The sequence below is a fragment of the Flavobacterium sp. CECT 9288 genome, assembly GCF_918731615.1.
In the GTDB taxonomy this organism is placed as follows: Bacteria; Bacteroidota; Bacteroidia; order Flavobacteriales; family Flavobacteriaceae; genus Flavobacterium.
On the sequence record NZ_OU957226.1, the window covers coordinates 1,610,580 to 1,637,463 of the forward strand.

Annotated in this window: 25 protein-coding genes; 6 read left to right on the forward strand and 19 right to left on the reverse strand. The window is 32.9% G+C overall.

The window, feature by feature from the left end:
- Positions 1-1,917 carry a DUF294 nucleotidyltransferase-like domain-containing protein gene (locus LQ189_RS07030; RefSeq protein WP_230155334.1) on the reverse strand — a complete coding sequence of 639 codons (1,917 nt, stop codon included), beginning with the start codon at positions 1,915-1,917 and terminating at the stop codon, positions 1-3.
- A 170-nt stretch (positions 1,918-2,087) separates the two neighbouring features.
- On the opposite strand from LQ189_RS07030, the gene LQ189_RS07035 reads away from it, so the two are divergent.
- Positions 2,088-2,594: a DUF2911 domain-containing protein gene (locus LQ189_RS07035; RefSeq protein ID WP_230155335.1), complete on the forward strand. Its 507-nt coding sequence runs from the start codon at positions 2,088-2,090 to the stop codon at positions 2,592-2,594.
- Between the two features lie 137 nt (positions 2,595-2,731).
- Here LQ189_RS07035 and LQ189_RS07040 read toward each other — a convergent pair whose 3' ends face one another.
- Complete coding sequence (locus LQ189_RS07040; protein WP_230155336.1) at positions 2,732-3,154, reverse strand: Lrp/AsnC family transcriptional regulator; 423 nt, start codon at positions 3,152-3,154, stop codon at positions 2,732-2,734.
- Between the two features lie 105 nt (positions 3,155-3,259).
- On the opposite strand from LQ189_RS07040, the gene LQ189_RS07045 reads away from it, so the two are divergent.
- Positions 3,260-3,979 (forward strand): sulfite exporter TauE/SafE family protein, encoded by a 720-nt coding sequence (locus LQ189_RS07045; protein ID WP_230155338.1) that lies wholly within the window; start codon positions 3,260-3,262, stop codon positions 3,977-3,979.
- A 49-nt stretch (positions 3,980-4,028) separates the two neighbouring features.
- The gene (locus LQ189_RS07050; RefSeq protein WP_370634837.1) at positions 4,029-5,252 is read left to right on the forward strand and encodes a multidrug effflux MFS transporter; all 1,224 of its coding nucleotides are present in this window, start codon (positions 4,029-4,031) and stop codon (positions 5,250-5,252) included.
- Between the two features lie 39 nt (positions 5,253-5,291).
- Here the strand turns inward: LQ189_RS07050 and LQ189_RS07055 are convergent, their stop codons facing one another.
- From LQ189_RS07055 to LQ189_RS07065, 3 genes are all read right to left on the reverse strand, one after another.
- Complete coding sequence (locus LQ189_RS07055) at positions 5,292-6,635, reverse strand: DEAD/DEAH box helicase (RefSeq protein WP_230155340.1); 1,344 nt, start codon at positions 6,633-6,635, stop codon at positions 5,292-5,294.
- A 142-nt stretch (positions 6,636-6,777) separates the two neighbouring features.
- Positions 6,778-8,322 carry a DEAD/DEAH box helicase gene (locus LQ189_RS07060; RefSeq protein ID WP_086454640.1) on the reverse strand — a complete coding sequence of 515 codons (1,545 nt, stop codon included), beginning with the start codon at positions 8,320-8,322 and terminating at the stop codon, positions 6,778-6,780.
- A gap of 107 nt (positions 8,323-8,429) precedes the next feature.
- The gene (locus LQ189_RS07065) at positions 8,430-8,957 is read right to left on the reverse strand and encodes a DUF6155 family protein (RefSeq protein WP_230155342.1); all 528 of its coding nucleotides are present in this window, start codon (positions 8,955-8,957) and stop codon (positions 8,430-8,432) included.
- 98 nt (positions 8,958-9,055) lie between these two features.
- On the opposite strand from LQ189_RS07065, the gene LQ189_RS07070 reads away from it, so the two are divergent.
- Both LQ189_RS07070 and LQ189_RS07075 read left to right on the forward strand, forming a co-directional pair.
- Entirely contained in the window at positions 9,056-9,334 is a 279-nt protein-coding gene (locus LQ189_RS07070) for a DUF3817 domain-containing protein (protein ID WP_086454642.1), read from the forward strand.
- A complete protein-coding gene (locus tag LQ189_RS07075; protein ID WP_086454643.1) occupies positions 9,327-10,580 on the forward strand; it encodes a mechanosensitive ion channel family protein in 1,254 nt (417 codons plus the stop codon). Before LQ189_RS07070 ends, LQ189_RS07075 begins: the two co-directional genes overlap by 8 nt.
- A gap of 6 nt (positions 10,581-10,586) precedes the next feature.
- Here LQ189_RS07075 and LQ189_RS07080 read toward each other — a convergent pair whose 3' ends face one another.
- Positions 10,587-10,970, reverse strand: coding sequence for an acyl-CoA thioesterase (locus LQ189_RS07080; protein ID WP_086454644.1), 384 nt, complete (start codon positions 10,968-10,970; stop codon positions 10,587-10,589).
- A gap of 68 nt (positions 10,971-11,038) precedes the next feature.
- Here LQ189_RS07080 and LQ189_RS07085 point away from each other — a divergent pair, with 68 nt between their 5' ends.
- Complete coding sequence (locus LQ189_RS07085) at positions 11,039-11,431, forward strand: glyoxalase (protein WP_230155343.1); 393 nt, start codon at positions 11,039-11,041, stop codon at positions 11,429-11,431.
- Between the two features lie 200 nt (positions 11,432-11,631).
- On the opposite strand, the gene LQ189_RS07090 is transcribed toward LQ189_RS07085, so the two are convergent.
- The 13 genes from LQ189_RS07090 to LQ189_RS07150 all read right to left on the reverse strand — a co-directional run bounded on the left by LQ189_RS07090 (position 11,632) and on the right by LQ189_RS07150 (position 26,875).
- Positions 11,632-14,010: a starch-binding protein gene (locus LQ189_RS07090; RefSeq protein WP_230155344.1), complete on the reverse strand. Its 2,379-nt coding sequence runs from the start codon at positions 14,008-14,010 to the stop codon at positions 11,632-11,634.
- Between the two features lie 355 nt (positions 14,011-14,365).
- Positions 14,366-16,021, reverse strand: coding sequence for a M1 family metallopeptidase (locus tag LQ189_RS07095; protein ID WP_230155345.1), 1,656 nt, complete (start codon positions 16,019-16,021; stop codon positions 14,366-14,368).
- Between the two features lie 55 nt (positions 16,022-16,076).
- Positions 16,077-17,123 (reverse strand): alkaline phosphatase D family protein, encoded by a 1,047-nt coding sequence (locus LQ189_RS07100; RefSeq protein WP_230155346.1) that lies wholly within the window; start codon positions 17,121-17,123, stop codon positions 16,077-16,079.
- 234 nt (positions 17,124-17,357) lie between these two features.
- The gene (gene hisIE / locus LQ189_RS07105; RefSeq protein WP_230155351.1) at positions 17,358-17,957 is read right to left on the reverse strand and encodes a bifunctional phosphoribosyl-AMP cyclohydrolase/phosphoribosyl-ATP diphosphatase HisIE; all 600 of its coding nucleotides are present in this window, start codon (positions 17,955-17,957) and stop codon (positions 17,358-17,360) included.
- Between the two features lie 83 nt (positions 17,958-18,040).
- Positions 18,041-18,796 (reverse strand): imidazole glycerol phosphate synthase subunit HisF, encoded by a 756-nt coding sequence (gene hisF, locus LQ189_RS07110; RefSeq protein WP_086453301.1) that lies wholly within the window; start codon positions 18,794-18,796, stop codon positions 18,041-18,043.
- A gap of 108 nt (positions 18,797-18,904) precedes the next feature.
- A complete protein-coding gene (gene hisA, locus LQ189_RS07115) occupies positions 18,905-19,624 on the reverse strand; it encodes a 1-(5-phosphoribosyl)-5-[(5-phosphoribosylamino)methylideneamino]imidazole-4-carboxamide isomerase (protein ID WP_230155352.1) in 720 nt (239 codons plus the stop codon).
- A 47-nt stretch (positions 19,625-19,671) separates the two neighbouring features.
- On the reverse strand, positions 19,672-20,253 hold the full coding sequence (gene hisH, locus LQ189_RS07120; protein WP_166134353.1) for an imidazole glycerol phosphate synthase subunit HisH: 582 nt from the start codon (positions 20,251-20,253) through the stop codon (positions 19,672-19,674).
- Positions 20,254-20,330: 77 nt separating this feature from the next.
- On the reverse strand, positions 20,331-21,467 hold the full coding sequence (gene hisB, locus LQ189_RS07125) for a bifunctional histidinol-phosphatase/imidazoleglycerol-phosphate dehydratase HisB (protein ID WP_230155353.1): 1,137 nt from the start codon (positions 21,465-21,467) through the stop codon (positions 20,331-20,333).
- A gap of 190 nt (positions 21,468-21,657) precedes the next feature.
- Entirely contained in the window at positions 21,658-22,713 is a 1,056-nt protein-coding gene (gene hisC / locus LQ189_RS07130; RefSeq protein ID WP_230155355.1) for a histidinol-phosphate transaminase, read from the reverse strand.
- Complete coding sequence (gene hisD / locus LQ189_RS07135) at positions 22,703-23,995, reverse strand: histidinol dehydrogenase (RefSeq protein WP_230155357.1); 1,293 nt, start codon at positions 23,993-23,995, stop codon at positions 22,703-22,705. The genes hisC and hisD overlap by 11 nt, the downstream gene beginning before the upstream one ends.
- Before the next feature lie 79 nt (positions 23,996-24,074).
- Positions 24,075-24,932 carry an ATP phosphoribosyltransferase gene (hisG, locus tag LQ189_RS07140; RefSeq protein ID WP_158729799.1) on the reverse strand — a complete coding sequence of 286 codons (858 nt, stop codon included), beginning with the start codon at positions 24,930-24,932 and terminating at the stop codon, positions 24,075-24,077.
- A 268-nt stretch (positions 24,933-25,200) separates the two neighbouring features.
- The gene (locus LQ189_RS07145) at positions 25,201-25,704 is read right to left on the reverse strand and encodes a hypothetical protein (protein WP_230155358.1); all 504 of its coding nucleotides are present in this window, start codon (positions 25,702-25,704) and stop codon (positions 25,201-25,203) included.
- Positions 25,705-25,756: 52 nt separating this feature from the next.
- Positions 25,757-26,875, reverse strand: coding sequence for a VIT1/CCC1 transporter family protein (locus LQ189_RS07150; protein ID WP_230155360.1), 1,119 nt, complete (start codon positions 26,873-26,875; stop codon positions 25,757-25,759).
- Positions 26,876-26,884: the final 9 nt, after the last annotated feature.

A 26,884-nucleotide genomic window follows, 5' to 3' on the forward strand; every position in this document is an offset into this window, starting at 1 on the left:
CTATGAAAATTGTGTAAGTTGAAATTTACTTTTTATTAATTCCTCTAAATCGCGCATAGGAGCGAGAGCATTTTTTAATTTTTCCTTGTCAATTTTTGATAATTCTTCAAGTTTAATGTATTGTCCATCAGAATCATTTTTCAACCCTTCAAGAGTTCTAAATTTAGATAAAGTAAGAAAAGCTTCGGCGCAGTTCAAATACGTTTCAGCATGCTTGGGATCAGCTATTGACAATTGTTTAAAACGCTGGAATGTATTGTTAATTCCTTTTATTTCAAAAGATAAACAAAACAATCTAGCACCATCTATTAAAGGCATAAGAGCACGGGTTTTAATATCAAATTGATCTTTATGTTCACCTTCTTCTACTACATTAAATTTCTTGAAAAATGTTAAAGGAGAATTGTCTCTCAAGGCATCATTCCCTAGAAAATCAAAGAAAAGGGTACTGTTTTTGACATTTTTAAATATTACTGAACTAATTGCATCTTCTATTTTTTGTTCTCCAAAAATGATTTCATAATCAAAAAATATACTACTCAAATCAGCGCTGTTTTCACCTGGAGTATTCATCCAGTTATCATATTGTTTTATCCAGTCTGTCAATGATTTACACCACAACATATTACTACCCATGTGTCCATTAGGACAGGATGAGTATCCTATTTTTTCAAGGGTTGCGGTAGTCTTTTTTCCTAATTTCAAGAAATAATCTTTTACATCTCGGTACTTATCAGCAGCTACATCTTCAAAAATTAAAATACTATCCTGATCTGTAAGTAATAATTGCTCTTTTCTACCTTGACTCCCTATACCTAACCAAGCAAAACGGGCAGGAGGAGAGCCTAAATCTAAAATTGACAATTCAACAGCACGTTTTAGTAAAGCCAAATTAATCTCACTAGTTATATTAAAAATATGAGACAAAGGCACGTTTTTAGTGATAGATTTTTGTATCAAATCAGTAACTCTATCTCTAATTTGTTTCAGTTCTTTAGGAGTTTGACTGCGTTTGATTTCTTTAATAAGTACTCCAGGACTATTTGCTTGTGCTACTATTAAATCGTGCTCACTAATTACGCCTTTTACATAAGATCTGTCTGTGCCATCTTGAGTCACACACAAGTGAGTAACATTGTTTTTTAGCATTAATAATTGCGCTTCGGCAAGTGATACATTTTCAAGTACAGTAACTACTGGTGAAGACATGATCTTGTCAATAGTAACTGTGATGGGAAATCTGCCTGTAGCTATCTTGGTTCGCATATCAGTATCTGTAACAATACCAATAGGGTAATCATTTTCACAAATCAAGATGTTGTTAGTTAAAGAAGCTGTCATTTGTTGTGCTACATCCTGAATGGTAATGTTTACAGTCGTTTTTAACGGATTTATATTGTAGGTCAATGATTGGAAATATTGCATTTCTGATTGTTGATCAGAATAAAAAACATTATCAGAAATTAACTTACCTATTAAATTTTCTTTGTCTTTTGGATTTCTAGTGTTAACAGCAAAACTTTCTAGTAAAAAATTTAATACCTCTGGATTATTGGCTACAAAAGGTCTAAATGAAACAATTGGGATGGCATATACAATAGCTTCCTCTCTAGATTTAGCCGTCATCATATAGTTATTTTTAGCAAAAAATGGTCTTAGACCAAAAATGTCTCCAGGAGCACACTTATTTAACAAAGTCTCTTCAGAATCTGAAATAACAGATAAATTAATTACGCCCGAAGCTACTACATAAAAACTATCATGAAGCAAATCATTTATTTGAAATAAAGTTTGATTTTTTTCTAAAACAACAACTTTTATATCACTCGCTATTTTCGAAAGTTCTTCAAATCCTAAAAAATTAAAAGGTGGATATTCACTTAAAAAGTCAGCAATTTGCTCAGCAATTGAATTCATAATGTTTATTTTTCTATTGTAAAAATAGCAAATATTAGATAGATACAATAGCTTTGTAAATGGTTTACCATTAAATTATACATTCCTTAATTTTTTCATAAAATAAGTCTTTGTTTGTATGTTTATGGCACACTTTTTTTAATTTTATATTGAACTAATAAATAAAAATTATGAAATCAATTATCAAGACTGGTTTGGCAATGGTTGCATTACTAGTAGTAAATGTAATGGGAGCTCAAAGTAAGCCTACAAGTAGTAAAGAGACAATCACGGGTAAGATTAAAGATGCCACAATAACTGTTGACTACGGAAGTCCATCTATGAATGGTAGAAAAATTTGGGGCGAATTAGTGCCATTTGACAAAATTTGGCGTGCTGGTGCAAATGATGCAACCACATTTGAAACAGATAAAGATATAACTGTGCAAGGTTCTAAACTGCCAGCTGGAAAGTATTCCTTTTTTATTATTCCAAATGAAAAAGAATGTACAATCATTTTTAATAAAGTAGCCAAACAATGGGGTGCTTATAAATACAAACAAGAAGATGATCAGTTGCGAGTTGTGGTAAAAACGCAAGTTGTAAGACCTATTACCGAAAAACTAACTTATCAAATTAACGAAAATATTTTAAGTTTGAAATGGGATCATTGGTATATTCCAATACAAATTAAATAAATCAATAGATTAATTGAATAGGTAGAATTATTCAAAAAACACTGCTAAATGCAGTGTTTTTTTTATTTCAATAAATTCTATTTTACATAATATAAATTATAGTTCATAATACATATATCTAAAAAAAAAGCCAATCACTAAATATCATCTTTTAGATTAGACAATATTAAATGAGTTGTTGGTTCACCGTAAACTAATAATCGATCAATATATTTTTGTAAATGCAATTGATTATTTAGAATTACTTTCATAAAAATATTATGAGTACCTGTAATTCGGTGAATTTCAAAAATCTCAGGAAATTGATCTAAATTTTCACAAAAAACAGTCAATTTACCACTGTACAATTTAAACATAATGAAAACCTCAAGTCCGAATCCTAGTTTTGTATAGTCTAATCTTACTCGATATCCTTTGATAACTTCTAAGTCTTCTAGTTTTTGAATGCGTTCTCTAACTGCAGATGGCGAAAGTTCTACTTGCTTGCCAATTTCTACAAATGAATATCGGGCATTTTGTTTTAGACATTCAATAATTTTTAAATCTAATGTATCAACCATAAAAAAGTTTTTAAAATACAAATTTACAATTTAAAAATGTGTTTTTTAACTTTTTTACCATTGAAACCATTTCCCACGAAGTTGTTCTTCATTTAATTTTGCAAAATGGATACGATGATGATTTTACTTTCACTAGGAATTTTTACAGGTTTTTTTGTTCAAACAATTACTGGATTTGCTGGCGCTCTAATTGCATTACCTTTTTTATTATTTGCCATGCCATTGCCAGACGCTGTTGGATATTTATCTATTTTTTACATGATTTCTACTCCTATTAATGTTTATAAAGAGTGGCACAACATAAATTTAGATTTATTAAAAAAATTAGCTGTTTCCTCTTTTTTTGGTTTGCTTGTAGGCATTATTGTTTTAGCCTACGGACAACCGATAATATTAAAAAAAGCTTTAGGAATTTTCATTATTTTGTTTGTCTTAAATAGTTTGCGTAGTGCTAAAGAAATCAAATTTTTTTCTAAAATGAAGTTTCTATTTGGTTTTTTAGGAGGTTTTTTTTCAGGACTTTTCTCAACTGGTGGGCCATTATACTTGATCATTGTTAAAAATGAAACTTCGGATGTGAAGATTATGAGAGCAACCATGTTTGGGGTTCTTGGTTTAATTACGTTATTTAGAATTCCTGTTCTTGCTTTTGAAGGAATATTAACGTGGCAACAACTGTACAACTCTCTTTATGTGTTGCCTTTTTTCATTTTGGCTTTAGTATTGGGAAAAAAGGTATATCTTTTTTTGAATGATACTATATTAAAAAAAATCATGCTTTCGCTCTTATTTGTATCTGGATTTGTTTTGCTTTTAAAAAAATAAACAACCGTAGCATCCCATTTATATTGGCTACTTTTGCAAAAAATAAAATATGAAGGTACAAAATGTAATGTCTCGTTCACAATACATCAAATTAATACTTATTCTAGGATCTCTAACAGCCCTTGGTCCATTTTCAATTGACATGTACCTACCCGGATTTGCGGGTATAGCAAAAGATTTAAATACCACTGTGGCCAATGTTTCCTTGACATTATCCAGTTATTTTATAGGCATATCAGCAGGTCAACTATTATATGGGCCATTATTAGACCGTTTTGGTCGAAAAAAACCTTTATTCATAGGAATGTTGGTTTATATTTTAGCTTCGTTAGGCTGCGTATTTGTTACTGATATTGACACTTTTATTGGACTACGATTTATACAAGCCATAGGTAGTTGTGGCGCAACAGTAGCATCTGTATCAATGGTTAGGGATTTATTTCCTGTGAAAGATATTCCTAAAGTATTTTCAATGTTAATGCTGGTAGTTGGGCTTTCGCCAATGCTAGCGCCTACTATAGGCGGTTATATCACTGAAGATTTTGGCTGGCATACCGTTTTTTTTATTTTGATGTGTATGGGGATTTTAATTTTAATTGCTGCATTGCTTGGCTTACCCAATACTTTTGTGCCTGACACTACTATTTCCTTAAAACCTAAACCTATTGTTACTGGATTTATCTCAATACTTAAAGTATCACAATTTTATACCTATGCGTTTGCAGGAGCAATTGCTTTCTCTGGGTTGTTTACTTATGTGGCTGCCTCTCCTATTATTTTTATGGACATTTATAAGGTAGATGCGAAAACGTATGGTTGGATATTTGCTTTTATGTCTTTGAGCTTTATTAGCGCAAGCCAATTGAATTCCTTGTTACTGAGAAGATTTAGAAGTGATCAAATGATAATAGGTGCTTTGGTAGTGCAATCAATAATCTCTATTGTATTTTTATTTCTTGCTCTCAAGGGTTTATTAGGTTTGTATGAAACCATAGCTATGCTTTTTATTTTCTTGGCTTGTTTAGGAATTTCTAATCCAAATACTGCGGGACTGACTCTTGCTCCTTTTGAAAAAAATGCTGGAAGTGCCTCTGCATTAATGGGCGCTATTCAGTTAGGTTTGGGTGCGATGGCATCGTTTGCGGTAGGTTTATTTGTAAAGAATTCAATTTTACCTATGGTTTTTATCTTAACCACTTCTACGATAATTGCACTAATAATCTTGATTTTAGGCAAAAAAAGAATAAAAAAAACTAGTACACCCTCTGTTTAAATTGAGGGAGTACTAGTTGTATGTCTTTTTGCAGAAAAACTATTTTTTTTGTTTTTTGATAGGTTTTTCTAATTTTTGTAGTGCTTCATTTTTAGTTTGTTGCACTTGATTTGCTATTAGTTTTTCAATTAACTCGTCCTTAGTTAAATGATGGAAAACCGTTTTTATTTTTTCTTTTAATTCAGCTGCAACCTCATGATTGGGTTTGGTTTTGAAAATTTGTTTTGCCCACAACAAAGTATTGTTCTCTTCAATACTTGCTTTGTTAGGTTTAGCAAAAGGTAAAAATTTGATGCCCAATTCTTTTTCAAAATCAGCAATTTCAACTACTTCTTCTTGTTGTAACACAGTTAAGGCAAGCCCCTTTGCTCCTGCTCTTGCTGTTCTACCGCTTCGATGTACATATGCTTCGTATACATCTGGTAAGTGATAATTTACAACATATGAAATTTCTTTAACATCTATTCCTCTAGCTGCAAGATCTGTTGCTACTAGAATATTAATGTGTCCTTCACGAAACTGCTCCATGATTCGATCCCGTATACCTTGAGACAAACTGCCGTGTAAGGCGCCAGATGAAAATCTATTTATCGCTAAATTTTTGGCCAATTTGTTTACGGCTGCTTTTGTTTTACAAAAAATGATTCCGCGTTGACCCTCTTTTGTAGTAAGAAAATGCATTAAAACATCTAGTTTTTCAATAGGATCTACTACAATGTATTGATGATCTATCCCTTGATTACCTATTGTTTCCATGTTAGCGCTTACATGCACAACATTCTTATTCAAATAGTTTTGAATCAATTGCTTAATTGTACCCGGCATAGTTGCCGAAAACAAAAATGTTTTATGTGAACTAGGCAATTGAGCCACAATTTCATCTAAACTTTCTTTTAGAATCGTGACCATTTCATCAGCTTCATCAAGGACAAGGAATCTTGTCTCATTGAGATTTATGGCATTGCGTTGTATCAAATCAATTAGTCGTCCTGGTGTTGCTACAACAATATGTGTAGGCAAAGTAAGTCTTTCTATTTGAGGTTTTATAGGTATTCCTCCACAAGTTGCAGCTATAGAAACTTGAGGTAGATATTTTGCAAAATCTTCTAAATTTTTAAAGATTTGGTGTCCCAATTCTCTAGTTGGCACTAAAATTACGGCTTGAATGGCAGGTATGCTGGTATCTATTAATTGTAAAATAGGAAGTCCAAACGCAGCTGTTTTTCCAGTACCGGTTTTTGCAATACCCACTAAGTCCTGCTTGTTAGTGAGTAACAATGGAATGGTTTGTACTTGAATTTCAGTAGGAATAACAATTTTCAATTCGGTTATTGCTTTAAGTATCGGTGTTGCTAATCCTAAATCTGAGAATTGTTTTTGCATTTGTATTTGGATTTTGTATTTTAAAATAATAGTTCTTTTGTAACGTAATTTTAGCCCTGATGGGAACGGCATCCTTTTATGGTCTCTTTTTTGAGACCACAAAAGATACAGTGTACAGCAGGATTAGCTCCTAATAAAGAAATTAATCTTCATCAGGTTCATTCATAATTTTTTCTCGGTATTTTTTACCTGTTAATAGAACCAATTTAAGTTTATAATCATCTACAAGCCATTCTCTATAGTTTTTACTGCACTGACTCAAACATTTTGCATAGCGCTTGATGCGGCACTCAATATCATCATCTAATAATTTACCTAAAGCTTTTGCTTCTTGCAAGGTTTCGGAATTGTCAACGCACATAGACGCATGTTGATCTAATGATTTATCTAAAACTTCCTTTGAACGCAAGTTTTGTTTTATAATTAGTTTATGTTCTTCCTCTACATCAAAAGTTACGACTTCGGTTTTACTGAATTTGGCTCGCACATCTAGAGGCATCGTGTATTTAAAATACATTTCGATTTCAGTGTCGTCTCTTAAATTTTCTAGATAAAACTCAGGAGATTTAAAGATGTGTTGCCAGTTTACAGGTTCACTCCACAGTCCAAAACGGGCTGCATTATTACCTAAATCAATTACATTAAAACTGTCCTTGCCAGGTAATTTTCTAGATCCACGGCCTATCATTTGATAGTATAAAGTAAGGGATTTAGTAGCTCTATTTAAAATAATAGTTTCAACAGTAGGCTCATCAAAACCGGTTGTAAGAATCCCTACTGAGGTTAAAATAGCGTCTGGAGTATGCTTAAACCAATATAAAATGTCTTTTCGTTCCTCATTACTACTGGTATTATCAAGATGTCTTATAGCGTAACCAGCTTCTCTAAAGGTTTCATATACATAAAGTGATGTATTGATACCATTATTGAAAATTAAGGTTTTTTTGCCCAATGATTTTTCGGTGTAGGCATGTAATAATTTTTCTTGCATAGCCATATTGGTATACAAATCATCAGAAGATTTTACGGTGTAATCTCCATTAATACCTACTTTAAGAGAAGTTAAGCCTACATCATAACTATAGGTAATTGCTTTTGCAAGAAAACCTTTTTCTATTAATGAGTTAATGGTATCACCTACTATTAATTCATCATAGCTTTCATGCATGGGCAATTTTATGTTAGAGCTCAATGGCGTAGCAGTTACTCCTAGTATAAAAGCATTCTTGAAAGAACTTAATAATTTTCTGAAAGAGTTGTAGTGCGCCTCATCAATAATTACTAAACCTACATTGTCAAGGTGTAATTTATCATCATTGATACGGTTTTTTAAAGTCTCTACCATGGCAACAAAACAGGAATAATCATTTTGATCTGGCAGTTCTTTTACTTTACTATTGATTATTTTATTTTTTACATCAAAACCTTTAAGCATTTTTGAAGTTTGCTTACACAACTCAATTCTATGTGTTAGCACAACCACTTTTTTATCGTGTTGAGATAAGTAACGACGCACAATCTCTGAAAAAACTACTGTTTTACCACCACCTGTAGGTAATTGATATAATAAATGGTGTTGTGGTGGTGCATTATCTATACGCTCAAAAATGGCATCAATATCGCCTTGTTGGTATGCGTAGAGTTGTTTTTTGTCTTCTATTTCTATTTCTAAGGTGTTTTGGGACATTGCTAATTATTGGATTTTTGCAAAAATACACCTAAAAAACAGTTTAATTGTCAATTTTATTTAAAAAAAACCGCATCTGATTAATTAATTTAAATTAAGGAAACTTTTTAATACTCTAATCGATCCATAATAGCATCAAATTCAGGAGTATTATGCCATTTTTGATCTAATACGTTGTTGTGAATAGCGTTGAGTCTGGATTTAAAATCAGTTAAAATAGCATTTGCAATGAGATAAATTACAGCTTGCTCAAAGGAATTGAACATACTTTTGAAAAATAAATCTTGTTTTATGATGTTCTCTGAAGCAAATGTTTGAGCAATTTCAATGTTATACAACATGAGATCAGCTATGACAAATGGGTCAACACCTAAGGCTGTAAAGTGCTTGATGTATTTTTGAGCCACAGAACGTCTCATTTTGGGTCGGCTACGCCTACCTGATTTTTTTACTGGAAAATATTCGTACGCTATTTTTAATTTAGCTTCTTTTAATAAAGTCTCTTCTTTTGGATTAAAAACGAAATCATAATAGACTTTTACGGGACTAAATTTCTCATACAACTCTATAATTTGTTCTTCAAGTTGCTCTTTAGTCAATTGTGCCACATATTTTTTTAAATCTCGCTTGCTCATTATCAAAGTTTAGAGAAACAAAAGTAATTTAGTTTTATGATTTAAGCATCTAAAATCAATGTTTATACTTAATTTTGTGTTCAAAATAAAAAATACAAATGCTTAAAATTTTTAAAATCACAGCTATAGTTGAAGGAATTTCAGCTTTATTATTGTTTTTCTTTGCTATGCCAATGAAATATATTTTCAACGATCCTATTTATGTGAAACATATTGGTATGGCTCATGGTGTATTATTTACTGCTTATATAGTTTTAGCTACTATTTTAAAATTTACTGAAAAGTGGGGTTTTAAAAAATATTTTATCATTTGTATTGCTTCGATACCTCCATTTGGAACATTTTACATAGAGCGAAAATACCTGAAAAATGTTTAAATACATCGAGAAAATTTTCACTTTTATATATCCCATTTTACGCAAAATAGGTATGGGTAGTGGCGTAGCTTCGTATTTAAGTTTACTGCTAAATATAATTGTCTTATGTGTACTTTCGTATGTTATTTATATTGTTTTCAGACTTGTACTAGTAACCATTCTAGCTATAGTTGCTCAGAAATCTAAAACCAAGTTTGACGATTTATTGGTATCAAATAAAACCGCAAAATACATTGCGCATTTGATACCGCTTTTATTTATTTACAAATCGGTACCCGTAATTTTAGATCGATTTGAATATTGGGAAGGGATTTTTGCAAAAATAGTTGGTATCTATATTATTGTACTCGTATTATGGATTATCAGAACTATTTTTAATGCGTTACGAGATTATTTAAAACTAAAACCTCGATACAGTGACAAGCCGATAGATAGTTTTATTCAAGTAATCATGATTATGCTTTGGGTTGTGGGTAGCACGTTGATTGTTTCTAAATTATTTGATATTGACAAAAAAGAACTTTTAACCATATTAGGAGCCGTGTCTGCGGTGATTATTTTGATTTTTAGAGACACAATCTTGGGTTTTGTATCGAGTGTGCAAGTTTCTATAAATGATATGGTTCGAATTGGGGATTGGATTACGATGGATAAATTTGGCGCAGACGGAGATGTAATTGAAATCAATTTAGCAACTGTTAAGGTTCGAAATTTTGACAATACTACCACTACAATTCCTACCTATAGTCTAAGTTCAGATTCTTTTCAAAACTGGCGCGGAATGCTCAACTCAGATGGACGAAGAATAAAAAGACACATCTTAATTAAAACAAGTAGCATTCGCTTTCTTGAAGAAGCTGAGCTGGTAGAGTTAAAAAAAATACACCTGATAAGCGATTATATTGACGAACGAAAAAATGAAATTGACTCTTTTAACTTAAAAAATAAAATTGACAAATCACTTGCAATAAACGGTCGAAATTTGACTAATTTAGGTCTTTTTAGAAAATACATCACAGAATATTTATTCAATTATCCTGGACTCAACAAAGATATGCTCATGCTTTGTAGACAATTGCAATCAACAGAGCATGGAGTTCCTCTTGAGGTTTATGCATTTTCTTATGACAAACGTTTTGAAAATTATGAATTTATCATGTCTGATATTTTTGATCACATCATCGCTGCTGTTGGATACTTTGACTTAGAAATATTCGAATCTAAAATTGAATTGAACAATCAATAAAATTGTTTACAACCTGTCTTTTACGTACTCAATAACTGATTTTCCGTGGGGTTTAGGTTTTCCATGCTCATCAACATTAACCATTGTGGTTTGATCAATAGAAATAATGGTTTCTCGAGTCATCATATTACGAGCTTCACATTTTAAAGTAATTGATGTGGTTCCAAACTTGATAACATCTATGCCTATCTCAATTATATCGCCTTGTTTTGCTGAACTCCTAAAATTTATTTCAGACATATATTTGGTTACAATTCTTGGATTTTCTAGCTGCACAATAGTGTATAAAGCTAATTCTTCATCAATCCAAGCAAGCAGTTTCCCGCCAAACAAAGTACCATTGGGATTTAAATCTTCGGGTTTAACCCATTTTCTGGTATGAAATCTCATTTTTATAATTTTATAGGTAAAAATAATACTTTTTTACTTTTATATTTTTTAATTTTAAAGAAAAAATAATGAATACAAGAGATCAATTTATAGCTGAATTTAGAGGAAAAACATTAGGCATTATAACTAGTCAATCCACAACCGAAGAATCCTTTCAGAATGAGGTTTTGAGACCTATTTTAAAACTTCAAAACGAAATGATTTGTAAAGTTTTTCTACATCACCTAAAAAAGAATAAAATAGATTTTAATAGTTTCTCATTAGACAAGAAATTAAAAACTATTGATAATGCAGTTCAAAAAGATATTAAATTTAGAAATTCACTTAAAGGAATAGTTATTGGATTGTTTACAATTTCTGAATATGAAAATTACATTACTAATACATCCAACATTAACAAACGCATGATGAGTATGCTCATAGAGCGATTAAAAAGTCAAATTCAGTTATTAAACATATAATAATTAGGATTTTTTTGTTAAGTATTTTTACAATCAAAAATTTAATTCTTCAGATTTTGTAGTTTATAGCGTAAAAAAAGTTTTACTGTAGTTTTATTTTTTAAAAGTTTAATTATTTTTTTTTGGATCTAAATTTTTCATCAAAAAAAAAAAAAAAAAAGAGGCTGTCATGAACAGCCTCTAATAATCTAAAAGATACTTTAATTTTTTATAATTTTCTGTTTTAATTCTAGTCCATTTTCAAAGCGAATATGAATTATATATATCCCATTATTCAAATAATTCATATCAATAGCATTGTTGTTTGATTTTCCATATTTCACTTGTATGCCATTCATATCTTGAATTTTATAATTTAAAACTGGAGAACTTGAGTTAATATATAAAAGACTACTTACAGGATTTGGATATACTGAAATGATTGTATCTTCTGTTTTAAGTTCTTTATTTAGTGTAACTTTTGCTGTACTAGTGCCCCAAGAGTAAGAGAATCCATTTATTTTATTTAATAAATCTGGTGTTTGATTAGCAGTCCCACTTGAGCCATTGTTAAAAATCAAATTGATTGATGTAGGTCCTGTTATAGTATATTTATAAAAACCATTTACATCGGCTACCATAACAACACCTGGCCATGTTGTATTGGCTACACTTCCAGCAGGAATAGCATTCCAATAATGAATTTTTGGTATTGTTGTCCAGTTTGTTGGAGGTTTAAAATAAACTGTCATAGTTGTTTGAGTAGGACAACGATTTGCTGGTTCACCAGCTAACCAAGCATTATCATAATACTTAATTCCGGCAGTAGTAGCAAGATCAGCAGTTTTTAATGTTCCATCGTTAAATATTAAGTTTGTGGCGCTTACAGTAGATGGGAAAGTAAATTTGTACCAATCACCACAATCTTTTGTCATTGCAACTCCAGGCCAGGCTACTGTTGGTGCTGTACCTGTTGGGGACCAGTAGTATACTTTTACAGCTGAATTCCAATTTGCTGGTTTTTTAAAATATACAGTAAATGTTGGTAGTGTACCAAAAGTGTATGTTTCTGTTTTGATTGTAGAGTTTACACCTACAGTATTTCTCACAAAAGCATTTAGAGTTTTAGTGCTATTTATGGAAAGTGTAACTGTACCAACTGCGGATGGCGATGCAATGGTTGGTGTTGTACCATCTAGAGTATAATAAATTGTAGATGTAGAAGTATTAGCTGTTAAAGTAGTGTTAACCGTTGTTCCGGTTGTAAAAAACCCTCCTACTTGACTTACTGTAAGGCTTGGTACATCAACAACACTTGCCTTGTCCCAAATTGCAAAACCTGTTCCAGATAATTTTAATGTCCAGCCAGTTCCAGAAGGAGACCAATTATCTGATCCTAATTTCATTGCCACTTTATTGTCAATAATAGCTGCATATAGATTATTTGAAGCTGCTACTATATTTAAGGTAGAGGTGTTAGATAGTAAATTGTCTTTTCTAATTTTAACCATAGCGTCAATTTGAGATTTGATTCCCCAATTAAAATAATGAGGCCACCAAACCATAGGAGTTCCAGGATGAGTTAAAATATAGGCATAACCATTTAATACTTTTGATCCAGGAAAAATCCATAAATCTTGACCATAAGGCACAGGTCCCGTATCATGATTATCAAGCATGGTTACTGCTTTATCTGGCCAAACTCCAATTAAACCAGAAGCTTTGCCAGAACCATCTTTTAAATAACTTAAATTATTATCATTAAAAGCATTTTGGAGTGCACTTTTGGTTGCAAAATCAAAAGCAGTTGAAGAAGCTGTATTAGTTCCACCCTTTGTGTAATCTAACCATTTTACAATTCTATTTCGGTCACCTTCTAACAATTCCCCTACAGAAAAATAAGGCGAGGTAGCATCGTTATATTCTTTAATATATTTTCCATCAAATCCATGAACAAAATCATATCGCCAACCATCAAAACCTATCTGATTTTTCAACCAAAGCATCCAAGTTTTGATACCATTTCTAACTTCAACATTAGAATGATCTAAGTCTCTACCTGCAGAAAACAAACCTGAAGTCCCTTGAGATTTTAAACCTGCTTGAACAGGATCATAATCTGGATTTCCAGTTCCTTTTTGTCCAGAAGGACTAATATTTGAATTATTGCAAATAGACCAAGTTTGTGTTGGAGTATTCCATGATGGTGTCGAAAAATCATACCACCCAGTAGTTCCTCCACGATGATTGACTACAATGTCTGCAATAACCTTTATATTTTTTGAATGAAGATCAGTTATTAATGATGTTAATTGTGCTTGGGTACCATGAGCATTATTCAAGTCATACCAAACTGTTGGTATATAACCCATTCCTCCAGTTGATTTACTTGGTGGAGGTAACCAAATAGCATCAAATCCACCAGTTTGCAATGCTGTTGAATTACTTTTTATCACATCGTACCATTTGGTTGTTGAAACATCAGTGGTCCAATGAAAACCTTGCATCATTACTTCTCTCCCAGTGGCAGTTGTTTGCGAATAAACAATGGGGTGCAATAATAGTAAAAAGAGCAACAATAAATATTTTTTTGCTTTCATAAGTTTATTTTTAGTTAATATTTTATGAAATTAATATTTTATTTATATAATTTTCGCTATTATTCTTATTTATATTTTGCTTTTTTAAAGTTATTAGCACTCTATCGTTGTAGTAGAGTTGAATGTTAATAAATTATCACGAAATCGATTAAGTATCTGATTGTTAATAAACTAAAAATACACTAATTTGATTTGATTTTGAATATTATAACTTAAATGATTTAATCAAAGACTATAATCCTAACACAATAATTTTAAACAAAAAAAGCTCAAACTTTTATTATGCTTGAGCTTTTTTAAACCGACAATTTTAAAATGAGTTTCTATTATTTTAAATATTTAAATTAAAAAATTCTTATTTTTCAATCTTTTTGTTCAAAACATAGAAATTAGGATCCAATACAATAGTTTCAATTTTTTTAGAGTTGATAAATTCAGACCATTCTGATTTTGGATTCAAGTTAACTTCCGCACCATTTAGAATGACTTTTACAGGCATATTAAAACCGGCAACTATATTTGTCCAACGGTATTTTAAAGTGTTGTTATCCAAATAATATTCAAGTGAAGGTATTCTAGTATCTCTTAAATACTGATTAAAAACAATGGACAAATCAATTCCTGTTTGCTTGCATAAATAATCTTCAATTTGCTTGGTTGTCACCGTTTGGTGATAAAAAGTACTATTCAAACCTCTTAGTATTCCTCTCCATTTTTCATCGTTATTCACTAATTGACGTATAGTATGCAACATGTTTGCTCCTTTAGGATACATATCCCCTGAACCTTCATTGTTTACATCGTATTTACCAATTATAGGTTTATCATTTTCAATAATATTTCTAAGACCTCTAACATAAGTATATCCAGCTTCCTTGCCATAGTAATATTCTAAAAATAAACTTTCAGAATAGTTTGTGAAACTTTCATGAATCCACATGTCAGCAATATCTTTGTAAGTTATGTTATTTGCAAACCACTCGTGCCCAGATTCATGAATAATTATAAAATCAAACTTTAATCCCCAGCCAGTACCACTTAAATCCCTTCCACGGTAGCCATTTTGATACCCGTTTCCATAAGTCACACTGCTTTGATGCTCCATTCCTAAATAGGGAGTTTCAACTAATTTATAACTATCTTCATAAAATGGATAAGGTCCAAACCAGTGTTCAAAGGCTTTAAGCATTTTAGGGACATCTTGAAAATGCTTTTTTGCTTTTTCTAAGTTTTCTCGTAACACATAATACGTACAATCTAATTCACCCTTTTCACCTTTGTACTTCTCTGAAAAAGTAACGTAATCACCTATATTAATATTGACTCCGTAATTATTAATTGGATTTTTAACCTCCCAATTATACGTTTTTGTACCATCATTATTCTGTTTTACCCTAGTTAATCTTCCATTTGACACAGAAACAAGTTTGCTTGGTGCAGTAACACTAATAGTCATTTCATCCACTTCATCATACATGTGATCTTTGTTTGGCCACCAAACACTAGCTCCCAATCCTTGGCATGATGAAGCGATAAAAGGATTACCATTTTTATCTTTTTTCCAAGTAATTCCTCCATCCCAAGGCGGGTTTACTGCTACTTTAGGTTTACCATTATAAAAAATAGTAAGCTCTTTTAAGGCCCCTATTACTTGTTTTTCCAGTAACTGAATGTAAAAAACATTGCCTTCTCTTGTGAAGTTTAAACTCTTTTTATCTTGTAGTACCTTTGTAATTTGCATTGGATTTTGCAAATCAATCTGCATGACTTGATTCTCTTTCAATATTTTATAAACAACTGTATTAGATCCCGTTAAAGTACTATCTCGCGGATTTACTTTAACATCTAAACGGTATTTTTTCAAATCCCACCAAGCTCTTTCTGGTGTAATACTTCCTCTTAGGGTATCTTGTTTCGTAAATTTTAATTGTTTCTGATTCAATAATCCTTGTGCTTTTATTGAATTACAAAGTAAAATGGATAATAAAGCAGAACCGATATATTTTTTCATAGTGTTATATTTTAAAACAAAAATAGACTTTAGAATCAAAAAAAACAGCTATTTCTTAATTTCTCGGAAAAGACAAAGAATAATCTTGTAATATTTTATTTTCTTTTCCACGAATTTCCATTAGGACTTTCTGATTTTTAAAATCAAATTTTAACAAACCAAAATTAATCTCTTTAACAACTTCACCTTGCACATAAGGATTTTCTTCACCAGAGAATGCAGTATAGGTGTGAGTTAAGCCGCTTGAAGTAAAATCAACAAGAGGATAAGACAAACCCGTTACATTTTTTAAGGAAAATGTCGAAATGTGCCTATCACCAGATATTATAAAGGCTCCTTTTGCTTTTGAGGAAACTAGTAATTGTTCCAGTTTTTCGACCTCATGCGGGAAATTGCCCCAAGTTTCAAAGCCATGCTTATTGGATAAAAATTGAAAACTACTCACTATCACATGGAATTGCGCATCTGAATTATATAGCTCTTTTGATAACCATTCCCACTGCGCTTGTCCAAGAATAGTTCCTTCGCCAAACTTATTAGGCATAAAACGCTTTTTTGAATTAGGATCTTTGGTTAACGTTGTTCGGAAATAACGGGTGTCTAATATGATAATTTTAATTTTATTCCCATCAACTTCAATTGTTTTTGAGCTAAAAACTCCCTCTCTACTGCGTTCTGGAGCATCTTTTGGAGTATCTAAAAAATCTAAAAACAATTGCTGACTTTCTTTTTTGTGTGGATATTCTTCTCCTGCATCATTAGCGCCATAGTCATGATCATCCCAAGTTCCAAGAATAATTTTGCCATCAATGAATTTTAGATATTCTGGATCTTGTTTCTGAATAGTATAATTGTTTTTAAGAAACTGCATGTCTTCTGTATCCGAATACACATTATCACCACCCCAAATCCAAACTGAAGGATTGTTTTTATTTATCTCAGGCCAGAGTTCATTTTTAATTTTTTGATTGTCACAGGAACCAAAAGCAATAGTAAAGCTAGTGTTTTCATTATTTTTTAATGGTTGACTTGCTGTTGAAGGAATTTGTGCTTTACAACTTAAGAATCCTAAAAAACTAAAAATGCAAACAAATTTTTTCATAAAAGGGGATTCAAACGGTTAGCGCAATACTATTAATGCGCACGAAGATATAAAAACAATTTTGACAGAAACTTAAAAGCAATGTTGCCTAAATGTTATTTAACAAAATTGTTAAAAAGGATAAACATATCGCTTTTCTATTACTTGCAATAGGTTACAAAATCTAAACTGCTTCAAAAAAATAACCCAATAAATCAAATTTTCTATTGGGTTACAATTTATTTCTTCGTCAGACTATTTTTGGCGACTTTTTAGCACTTCAACAACATCATTCAATTTGAATCCTTTCGCTTGAAGTAAAATCAAATAATGAAATAATAAGTCGGCACTTTCACTTAAGAACAAATCATCATTATCATCTTTGGCTTCAATTACAACTTCTATTGCTTCTTCACCTACTTTTTGTGCAATTTTGTTGATTCCTAATTGAAATAATGAAGCAACATAACTCTTTTCAGAGTCAGCTTTTTCTCTACGAGTTTCGATAGTTTGCTCTAATTGTGAAATAAACCCATAATCAGCTTTATTATCTGTTTGCCAGCAAGTATCAGCACCTGTATGACATGTTGGGCCAACTGGTTTTGCTTGAATCAATAATGTATCGCCATCGCAGTCATTTTTTATATCAACCAAGTTTAAAAAGTTGCCACTCTCCTCGCCTTTTGTCCAAAGTCTTTGCTTAGAGCGGCTAAAAAAAGTTACTTTTTGCGTTTCGATAGTTTTACGATATGCTTCTTCGTTCATGTAACCCAACATCAAAACGGCTTTCGTGTCACTGTCTTGTATAATAGCCGGAATTAATTCGTCTGTATTTTTTGAGAAATCTATGTTCATTTTTTTAATTTAAAGATTGAAAGATTAAAAACTGAAAGATTATCTAGTACGATTCTCTTTTCTCTTTATTCTAGTATCTGTTTCTATATCCTAACTTCGATATTATTATTTTTAAGAGCCTCTTTTAATGTTTTGATTTCAATTTCTTTAAAATGAAATACACTTGCTGCTAAGGCTGCATCGGCTTTTCCATCGATGAATGAATCTACAAAATGCTGAATATTTCCTGCACCACCCGATGCAATAATTGGAATATTAACTAGTTCCGAAAGTTTGGCCAAAGCCTCATTAGCAAAGCCGTTTTTAGTTCCGTCATTATCCATCGAGGTGAACAATATTTCACCTGCGCCACGTTGCTCAACTTCTTTTGCCCAATCAAATAAATTCAATTCAGTAGGTACTTTTCCACCAACTAAATGCACAATCCACTGGCCGTCAATTTGCTTAGCATCAATTGCAACCACAACACATTGGCTTCCAAATTTTTGTGCCAAATCATTGATTAACTGCGGATTTTTTACCGCTGATGAATTGATCGAAACCTTATCAGCTCCATTTTGCAATAAAACATCAACGTCCTTGACAGAGGAAATTCCGCCACCAACTGTAAATGGAATATTAATAGTTGCAGCTACTTTCCGAACCAAATCAATTAATGTTTTTCTTCTTTCTTCCGTTGCCGAAATGTCTAGAAAAACCAATTCATCAGCTCCTTCATCCGAATAGATTTTGGCCAATTCAACCGGATCGCCGGCATCACGTAAGTCTACAAAATTGACACCTTTTACGGTTCTTCCGTTTTTTATGTCAAGACAAGGGATTATTCTTTTTGTTAACATTTTTTATAATTGTTACACAGAGATTCGCAAAGGTTTCGCAGAGATACACAAAAATCTTGGTGAATCTTTGCGTCTTCTTTGTGCTTCTTCGCGAAATAATCTATTTGTTTAATATATGTATTGCTCTAACTGTTTCAATGAGATTCGTCCTTCGTAAATAGCTTTACCTATGATCGTTCCTTCGCAACCTAATTCCGCTAATTTAGGTAACTCGTCAAAAGTAGAAATTCCACCAGAAGCAATCAATTTTATGCCATTGGCTTCCGCCAAAATCTTCGCATACAAATCAAAACTTGGTCCTTCAAGCATACCGTCTTTAGCTATATCAGTACAAATTACGTATTGAATTCCTTTGTTTTGATAGTCTTGAATAAAGGGAATCAAATCTTCATTTGAATCTTCTAACCAGCCTGAAACAGCTACTTTTTCATTGTTGGCATCTGCTCCCAAAATAATTTTATCCGCACCATACTCTGCAATCCATTTTCCGAATAATTCTCTATTTTTTACCGCAATACTGCCACCAGTAATTTGATTCGCACCACTTTCAAATGCAATTTTCAAATCGGAATCTGCTTTCAAACCACCTCCAAAATCAATTTTTAAATTGGTTTGTGTTGCAATTTGTTCTAATATTTTATAATTCACGATCTGACTTGATTTTGCTCCGTCTAAATCTACCAAATGTAAATATTCAATTCCGTGCGCTTCAAATTCTTTAGCAACTTCAAGGGGGTTTTCGTTGTAAATAATTTTGGTATTGTAATCTCCTTTGGACAAACGGACACATTTCCCGTCGATGATGTCTATTGCTGGTATTATTCTCATTATAATTAGTCTTAAAGTTTGAAAGTCGAAAGTCAAAAAGACTCAACTTAAAGTTTTAAAAAATTCCCTAAAATTTGTTCGCCTACATCACCGCTTTTCTCGGGGTGAAATTGAGTTCCGTAAAAATTATTTTTCTTCAATGCTGAGGCATATTCTACTTCATAATTTGTGGTAGCAATGGCATCGGGGCAATTTGGAGCATAAAAACTATGTACCAAATACATGTATTCCTTTTCAGCAATTCCTTTGAACAAATCTGATTTCAAATTATAAATTTGATTCCACCCCATTTGTGGAACTTTTACTTTTGAAGTAAATTTGACCACGTCTACATCAAAAATTTCCAAACCAGCAGTGTTTCCTTCTTCGGATTTGTTACACATCAATTGCATACCCAAACAAATCCCTAAAACAGGTTGTTTTAAAGTAGGAATTAATACATCAAGACCACTATCGATAAGCATTTTCATTGCAGAACTTGCCTCACCAACACCGGGAAAAATCACTTTATCCGCCGCTTTTATTTCCTTCCAATCGTTACTAAGCACTGCTGTAAAACCCAAGCGCTCGATGGCAAACATAATGCTTTGAATATTCCCGGCTCCGTAGTTTATAATTACTATTTTCATTTGACTTTTGTTTCAAGTTTCAAGTTTAACGTTTAAAGTTGCTCGAATCAACCTGAATCTTTAAACTTGAAACATTTTTAAAGCATACCTTTTGTACTTGGTAAAATCATTTTCTCGGTATCACGTTTCACAGCTACTTTTATTGCTTTTGCAAAAGCTTTAAAGATCGCTTCAATCTTGTGGTGCTCGTTCGTACCTTCAGCCTTGATGTTGATATTGGCTTTGGCACCATCAGAAAACGATTTAAAAAAGTGAAAGAACATTTCGGTTGGCATTTTACCTACCATTTCTCGTTTGAATTCGGTTTCCCAAACCAACCAATTTCTACCACCAAAATCGATTGCCACTTGAGCTAAACAGTCGTCCATTGGCAAGCAAAAACCATAACGTTCTATACCCAATTTATTACCCAATGCCTTTGCAAAAACTTCTCCAAGCGCAATAGCAGTATCTTCAATCGTGTGGTGTTCATCAACTTCTAGATCACCTTTTACAAGGATTTCCAGGTCCATTTGACCATGACGTGCAATTTGGTCCAGCATGTGATCAAAAAACGCAATTCCGGTTTCAATTTTACTCTTCCCAGTTCCATCAAGGTTCAAATTGATATAAATATCAGTTTCATTCGTCTTTCTTGAAATGGTTGCTGAACGTTCTTCTAATTTTAAAAACTCATAAATCGTTTTCCAATCTGTAGTTTGTAGTGCTATAACCGAATCTAATTCTTCTCTTTTTGAAGCTATTTCGTCACTTCCTAAGGCTTCATCTGTGTTGATGAAAATCCCTTTTGCACCCAAGTTTTTTGCTAATTCCACATCTGTAATGCGGTCTCCAATTACGAATGAGTTTACCAAATCATAGTTAGAACTATCAATGTATTTAGTTAGTAAACCCGTTGCTGGCTTGCGTGTAGGAGCATTTTCATGTGGGAATGTTTTATCAATTAAAACTTCACTAAAAACAACGCCTTCATTTTCAAAAGCTTTCATAACCAAATTATGCACCGGCCAAAAATTCTCTTCGGGATGAGAAGCCGTTCCTAAACCATCTTGATTGGTAACCATAACCAATTCAAAATCCAATTCTTTTGCAATTTTTCCCAAATATTGAAAGGTATTTGGGTAAAATTCTAATTTCTCAAAACTATCCAACTGGTAGTCATGCGGTTCCAAAACCATCGTTCCATCACGATCTATAAAAAGCACTTTTTTCATGGTATCCTACTAATAAACGCATTGGCATGTGCGGTTGCGTTCTGTTATTTTAATTTAATATTTCAAGTTTTGGGCGTGACCCTCCAAAAAAAGTCGGGTCGGGCTATTCGTTCCCGCTTTTGTACTGCCCAGCTTCGCGGCCCTACAAAGAGCTCCACTGCTATCCCTCACGCGGAAACAAAGTTCCTAACTAGTTTCCAATAGCTTTCAAAGCTACTATTAATTTTTTATTTTCTTCTTCAGTTCCTACTGTCAAACGCAATGTATTTTCACAAAGTGCTTGTGTGGTTCTGTTTCGAATTACAATTCCTTTTGCAATCAATTCAGCGTATCTTTTATCGGCATCATCCACTTTAACCAAAACAAAATTTGCTTCTGTAGGATGAATTTTTTCCACATAACTCACTTCTGACAAAGCTTCAATTAAAAGTTCTCTTTGTGATATAATTGACTCAATTTCAGCAGAAATAGCTTGCTGATCTTCAAGTCTTGCTACCGCTCTATTTTGCGACAATTCGTTTACATTATAAGGAGGTTTAATTCGGTTTAATATAGTAGTAACCGCGCTAGAAGCATAACAAATTCCTAAACGGATACCCGCCAATCCATAAGCTTTAGAGAGCGTTTGAGTGATAATCAAATTAGGATATTCATCCAATTCATTGATCCAACTTTCTTTTTTAGAAAAGTCAATATACGCTTCATCAATAACAACGAGTCCTTTGAAATTTTGCAACAAATAGGCTACTTTTTCATCCGAAAAGGAGTTTCCTGTTGGGTTATTTGGCGAACATAAAAAGATCATTTTGGTATTAACATCAACCGCTTCCATGATTTTTTCAATCTCAGGCTGAAAATCCTCCAAAAGTAAAACTTCTCTATTCTCAATTGCATTCAAATTAGATAAAACGCCGTACATGCCATACGTTGGAGGCAAAGTAATCACGTTATCAGTATTCGGTTCACAAAATGCTCTGAAAAGTAAATCTAAAATTTCATCGCTTCCATTTCCTAATACAATCTGATTCGTTTGTACACGACGTTGTTTTGCTAAAAGGCGTTTTACACGCATTTGTTGCGGATCTGGATATCTATTTACTCCATTTTCAAACGGATTTTCATTGGCATCCAAAAATATCATTTCGGCTGTATCAAAGTCTTCAAACTCATCGCGAGCAGATGAATACGGTTTCATGTTTTTTACATTCTCCCGAACTAAATTAGTAATATCGAACTTATTTTCCATTTTCAAGTGCTTTTAATCGTAATGTAACTGCGTTTTTGTGTGCTTGTAATCCTTCGGCATCAGCCATAATTTCAATTGCCTTTCCGATGGCTTGAATTCCTTGTTCGTTAATTTTTTGAAAAGTCATCGTTTTCATAAAACTATCTAAGTTTACACCACTGTAATTCTTGGCATAACCATTCGTTGGTAAGGTATGATTGGTTCCCGAGGCATAATCACCTGCACTTTCAGGCGTATAGTTTCCTATAAAAACTGATCCTGCATTTAGTACGTTATTGCTATAAAAATCATCAAATTCAGAACAAATAATAAAGTGTTCAGGACCGTATTCATTAATTAAATCTAAAGCTATAGCATCATTTTCGACAAAAATTAATTTAGAGTTGGCAATGGCTTTTTCAGCAATGGCTTTTCTTGGCAAAGCCTCAATTTGAGTAGCAACTTCATCAGCAACAGCATCGATCAATTTTTTTGATGTCGAAACTAGAATCACTTGGCTATCTGCTCCATGTTCCGCTTGTGATAATAAATCCGACGCTACGAAAGCAGGAACGGCAGTATCATCAGCTACAATTAATAATTCTGACGGGCCAGCAGGCATATCAATAGCAACGCCAAATTGTGTTGCCAATTGTTTGGCTACAGTTACAAATTGATTTCCTGGTCCAAAAATTTTGTACACTTTAGGAATACTTTCTGTACCAAAAGTTAAACCTGCAATGGCTTGAATTCCGCCCACTTTCATGATTTTAGTTACGCCACATAAATTGGCCGCAAATAAAATAGCAGGGTTAATTTTGCCTTCTTTATCAGGTGGTGAACACAAAACAATCTCATTACAACCCGCAATTTCAGCAGGAACGGCTAGCATCAAAACAGTCGAAAACAAAGGCGCTGTTCCACCCGGAATGTACAAACCTACCTTTTGAATAGGTCTTTTTTCTTGCCAGCATGAAACTCCAGGTACAGTCTCAACAGCAACACGCTCTGTTTTTTGAGCACGGTGAAAGGCCATAATATTAGCCTTTGCCAAAGCGATTGCTTCTTTTAACTCTTGAGGTACTGCAGCGATGGCCTCTTGAATTTCAGCTTCAGAAACAATCATTGTGTCTACTGCAACGCCATCAAAAAGCGAGGTATATTTGGCCACAGCCTCATCCCCTTTTTTCTGTACCTCTTTGAAAATTTCTTTTACAGTAGCCTCAATATCATCTACCGTTTTTGTAGGTCGTTCTAAAATACTAGACCACGTTTCTGGTTTTGGATTGTATATTTTGTTCATTTTTAATTTTATTCAAAATTTAAAAAATAGAATTATTAAGTTCTTAAACTCATAATTCATAACTTATAATTCAAAATTGTTACAGTACCATTTTTTCAATTGGGCATACCAAAATTCCTTCGGCTCCAGCCTCTTTCAACTGATCGATAACATCCCAAAAAGTATCTTTGTCAATTACCGAGTGTACACTGCTCCAACCTTCTTGTGCCAATGGTAAAACGGTTAAGCTGCGTAATACTGGAAGAATTTTACCAACTGCCTCAATTTTATCATTAGGAACGTTCATCAAAATATATTTTGATTTTCTAGCTCTTAAAACCGACTCGATTCTGAATTTCAAGGTGTCGATAATTTTTTGAGATTCTGGGCTTACTTTTGGCGAAACAGCCAACACCGCTTCACTTTTAAAAATAACTTCAACCTCTTTTAAATTATTTTTAAACAAGGTACTTCCGCTAGATACGATATCTACAATAGCATCAGCAAGACCAATATTTGGTGCAATTTCAACAGAACCTGAAATTTGGTGAATGTCAACCGTAACACCTTTTGAATTAAAGAAATCCAGTACTGTTTTAGGATAAGATGTAGCAATGCGCATTCCGTCAAGATCTTTTACAGATGTATATTGAAAAGATTTTGGGACAGCAACAGATACTTTGCATTTTGAAAACCCTAATTTTTGAATAACTTCAATATTTCCGCCTTTTTCAACCAATAAATTATCCCCAACAATAGCAATATCTACTACGCCATCCATTAAATATTGTGGAATATCTGAATTTCTTAAGTATAGAACTTCAAGAGGAAAGTTAGATGCTTCGGCTTTTAATTGGTCGATTCCGTTATCAATTGAGATACCAGCATCTTTTAGAATTTGAATGCTGTCTTCGTTTAAACGACCTGATTTTTGAATTGCAATTTTTAATGTACTCATTTTTTTGTTTTTTGTTTTTTTAGAATGATAATGTTTGAGTACAATGTGAGGTAATAAAAAACCCGTTTGATGTACTCAAACGGGTTTTTAAATATGATGATTTACATGCATACCATTAACACATCGCTTGAGAGCAATAATGAAAATGATGATGATGTAATTGTATTGTAAACATGTGTTTTATTTTTCTTTGCAAAGATAGATTCTTTTTTCTTTAAAAAGCAATTAATACTTTAACTAAATATTACTTTTTTGTTAGAATATTTTTTTATTCCTTTTCCTCCTCTTTTGAAGGGCTGATTTTTTCTGTATTACCCTGCACTGTCGCACTATTTGTTCTGATTTCAGTATGACGAACTTCTCCTCCTGTTGTACCCGTTTGTTGTGCAAAAAATACAGCGATGATTGCAACAACTGTCGCGATATAAGAAACTAGATTTGCTTTTGGCTTGTTTTTGAAATTAGAATAAAGGCCAAAAAGAGATGTAACCGCTAGCGCATATAAAACAATTGCAAGTTTTTCAGCCATTTCCTCATGTTCATGAATAATTGCTTTTCCTATTCCTGGGAAATCTTCCACTATTTCTTCTGCTCCTTCACCGGTAGACATGCTAAAAAAGCCAAAAACAGCTGCAACGACAAATAATACATAGGCAGTATTTTGTACCGATTTATTCTTGAGTACTATTCCAGCGATTAAAATCCCAAGTCCAAGAATTGTTCCAATAATAGGAAAATGGTTTACAACTAGGTGTAAGTGTGCATCATTCATAATTTTATAGTTTAAGTTAGTATTTATTAGTGATATTTAATTTTTAAGAGTTTTATCCTGCTAAGGAAACGCCAATTAACGAACCAATTCCGTAAGTAACTGCTGCAGCTAACAAACCGAAAGCCACTTGTCTGAATCCCGAGAATAAAATGCTTTTTCCTGTCAATAAAGTGATGGCTGCTCCTATGCCAAAAAGCCCTACCACACTGCTTCCGACACTCAATAAAAGAGCATTTTTTCCGTCTAAAAACATAAAAGGATATAATGGAATAATCGCTCCAATTGCAAAGAGCACAAACGATGCTATAGCTGCTTCCCAGGCTGATCCTCCTAATTCTTCTTTGTCAATTCCTAATTCCTCAATAATAATGGCATCAATCGCTGTTTGCGGATTTTCAAAAGCTTTGTCAGCTAATTTTTGTGCTTCGACCACATTCATTCCTTTGGCTTGATACAATAAAACCAATTCTTTTTTTTCTTCTTCAGGAGAAGCTTCTAATTCTTCGGTTTCCAAATCAATTTGGCGCTGGTTTAATTCTCTGGAACTTTGTACCGAAAGCCATTCGCCTAATGCCATTGATATAGCGCCTGCCAGAAGTCCTGCAATTCCGGTTAACAATATTGTATCATTAGAAACGGCTGCTCCAGCAACTCCCATGACCAAACTCATATTAGAAACCAATCCATCATTAGATCCTAAAACGGCGGCACGCAAAGCATTTCCGCCTACGGATTTATGCCTACTCTCAAATTTAGACAACAACCCTCCAGAAACATTTAGAGCAGCATTATTATTTACAGCCTCAATAATATTTAGGTGATTGTGCTCAAAACCAGTTGGTTTTTCACCCGTTTTAATTTTGTTTCGAACCGAATTTTCGGCAAACTGTTTTTCTATTGAAGACAAGGAACTAATTATGGAACTGTATCCAAAAATTTTACCCAACTTCAGTTGAAATTTTGCTCTACCAGATGGCAAAGGCATGTTGAAATTCGGTTCTATGGTACGAACTTTATCTAACATGTGTTTGGCGTGTCCCTTCTCGATTTCGCCTAAGCTTAGTAAAACTCTCGAAAGATTTTCATCAGACTGAATGGCGGCAATACTATCGTACAAAAAGGCCGTATCAACCTCTGTTTGCAACTGATCTTTAAGTTTATTCAAGTCCATTATTTCATT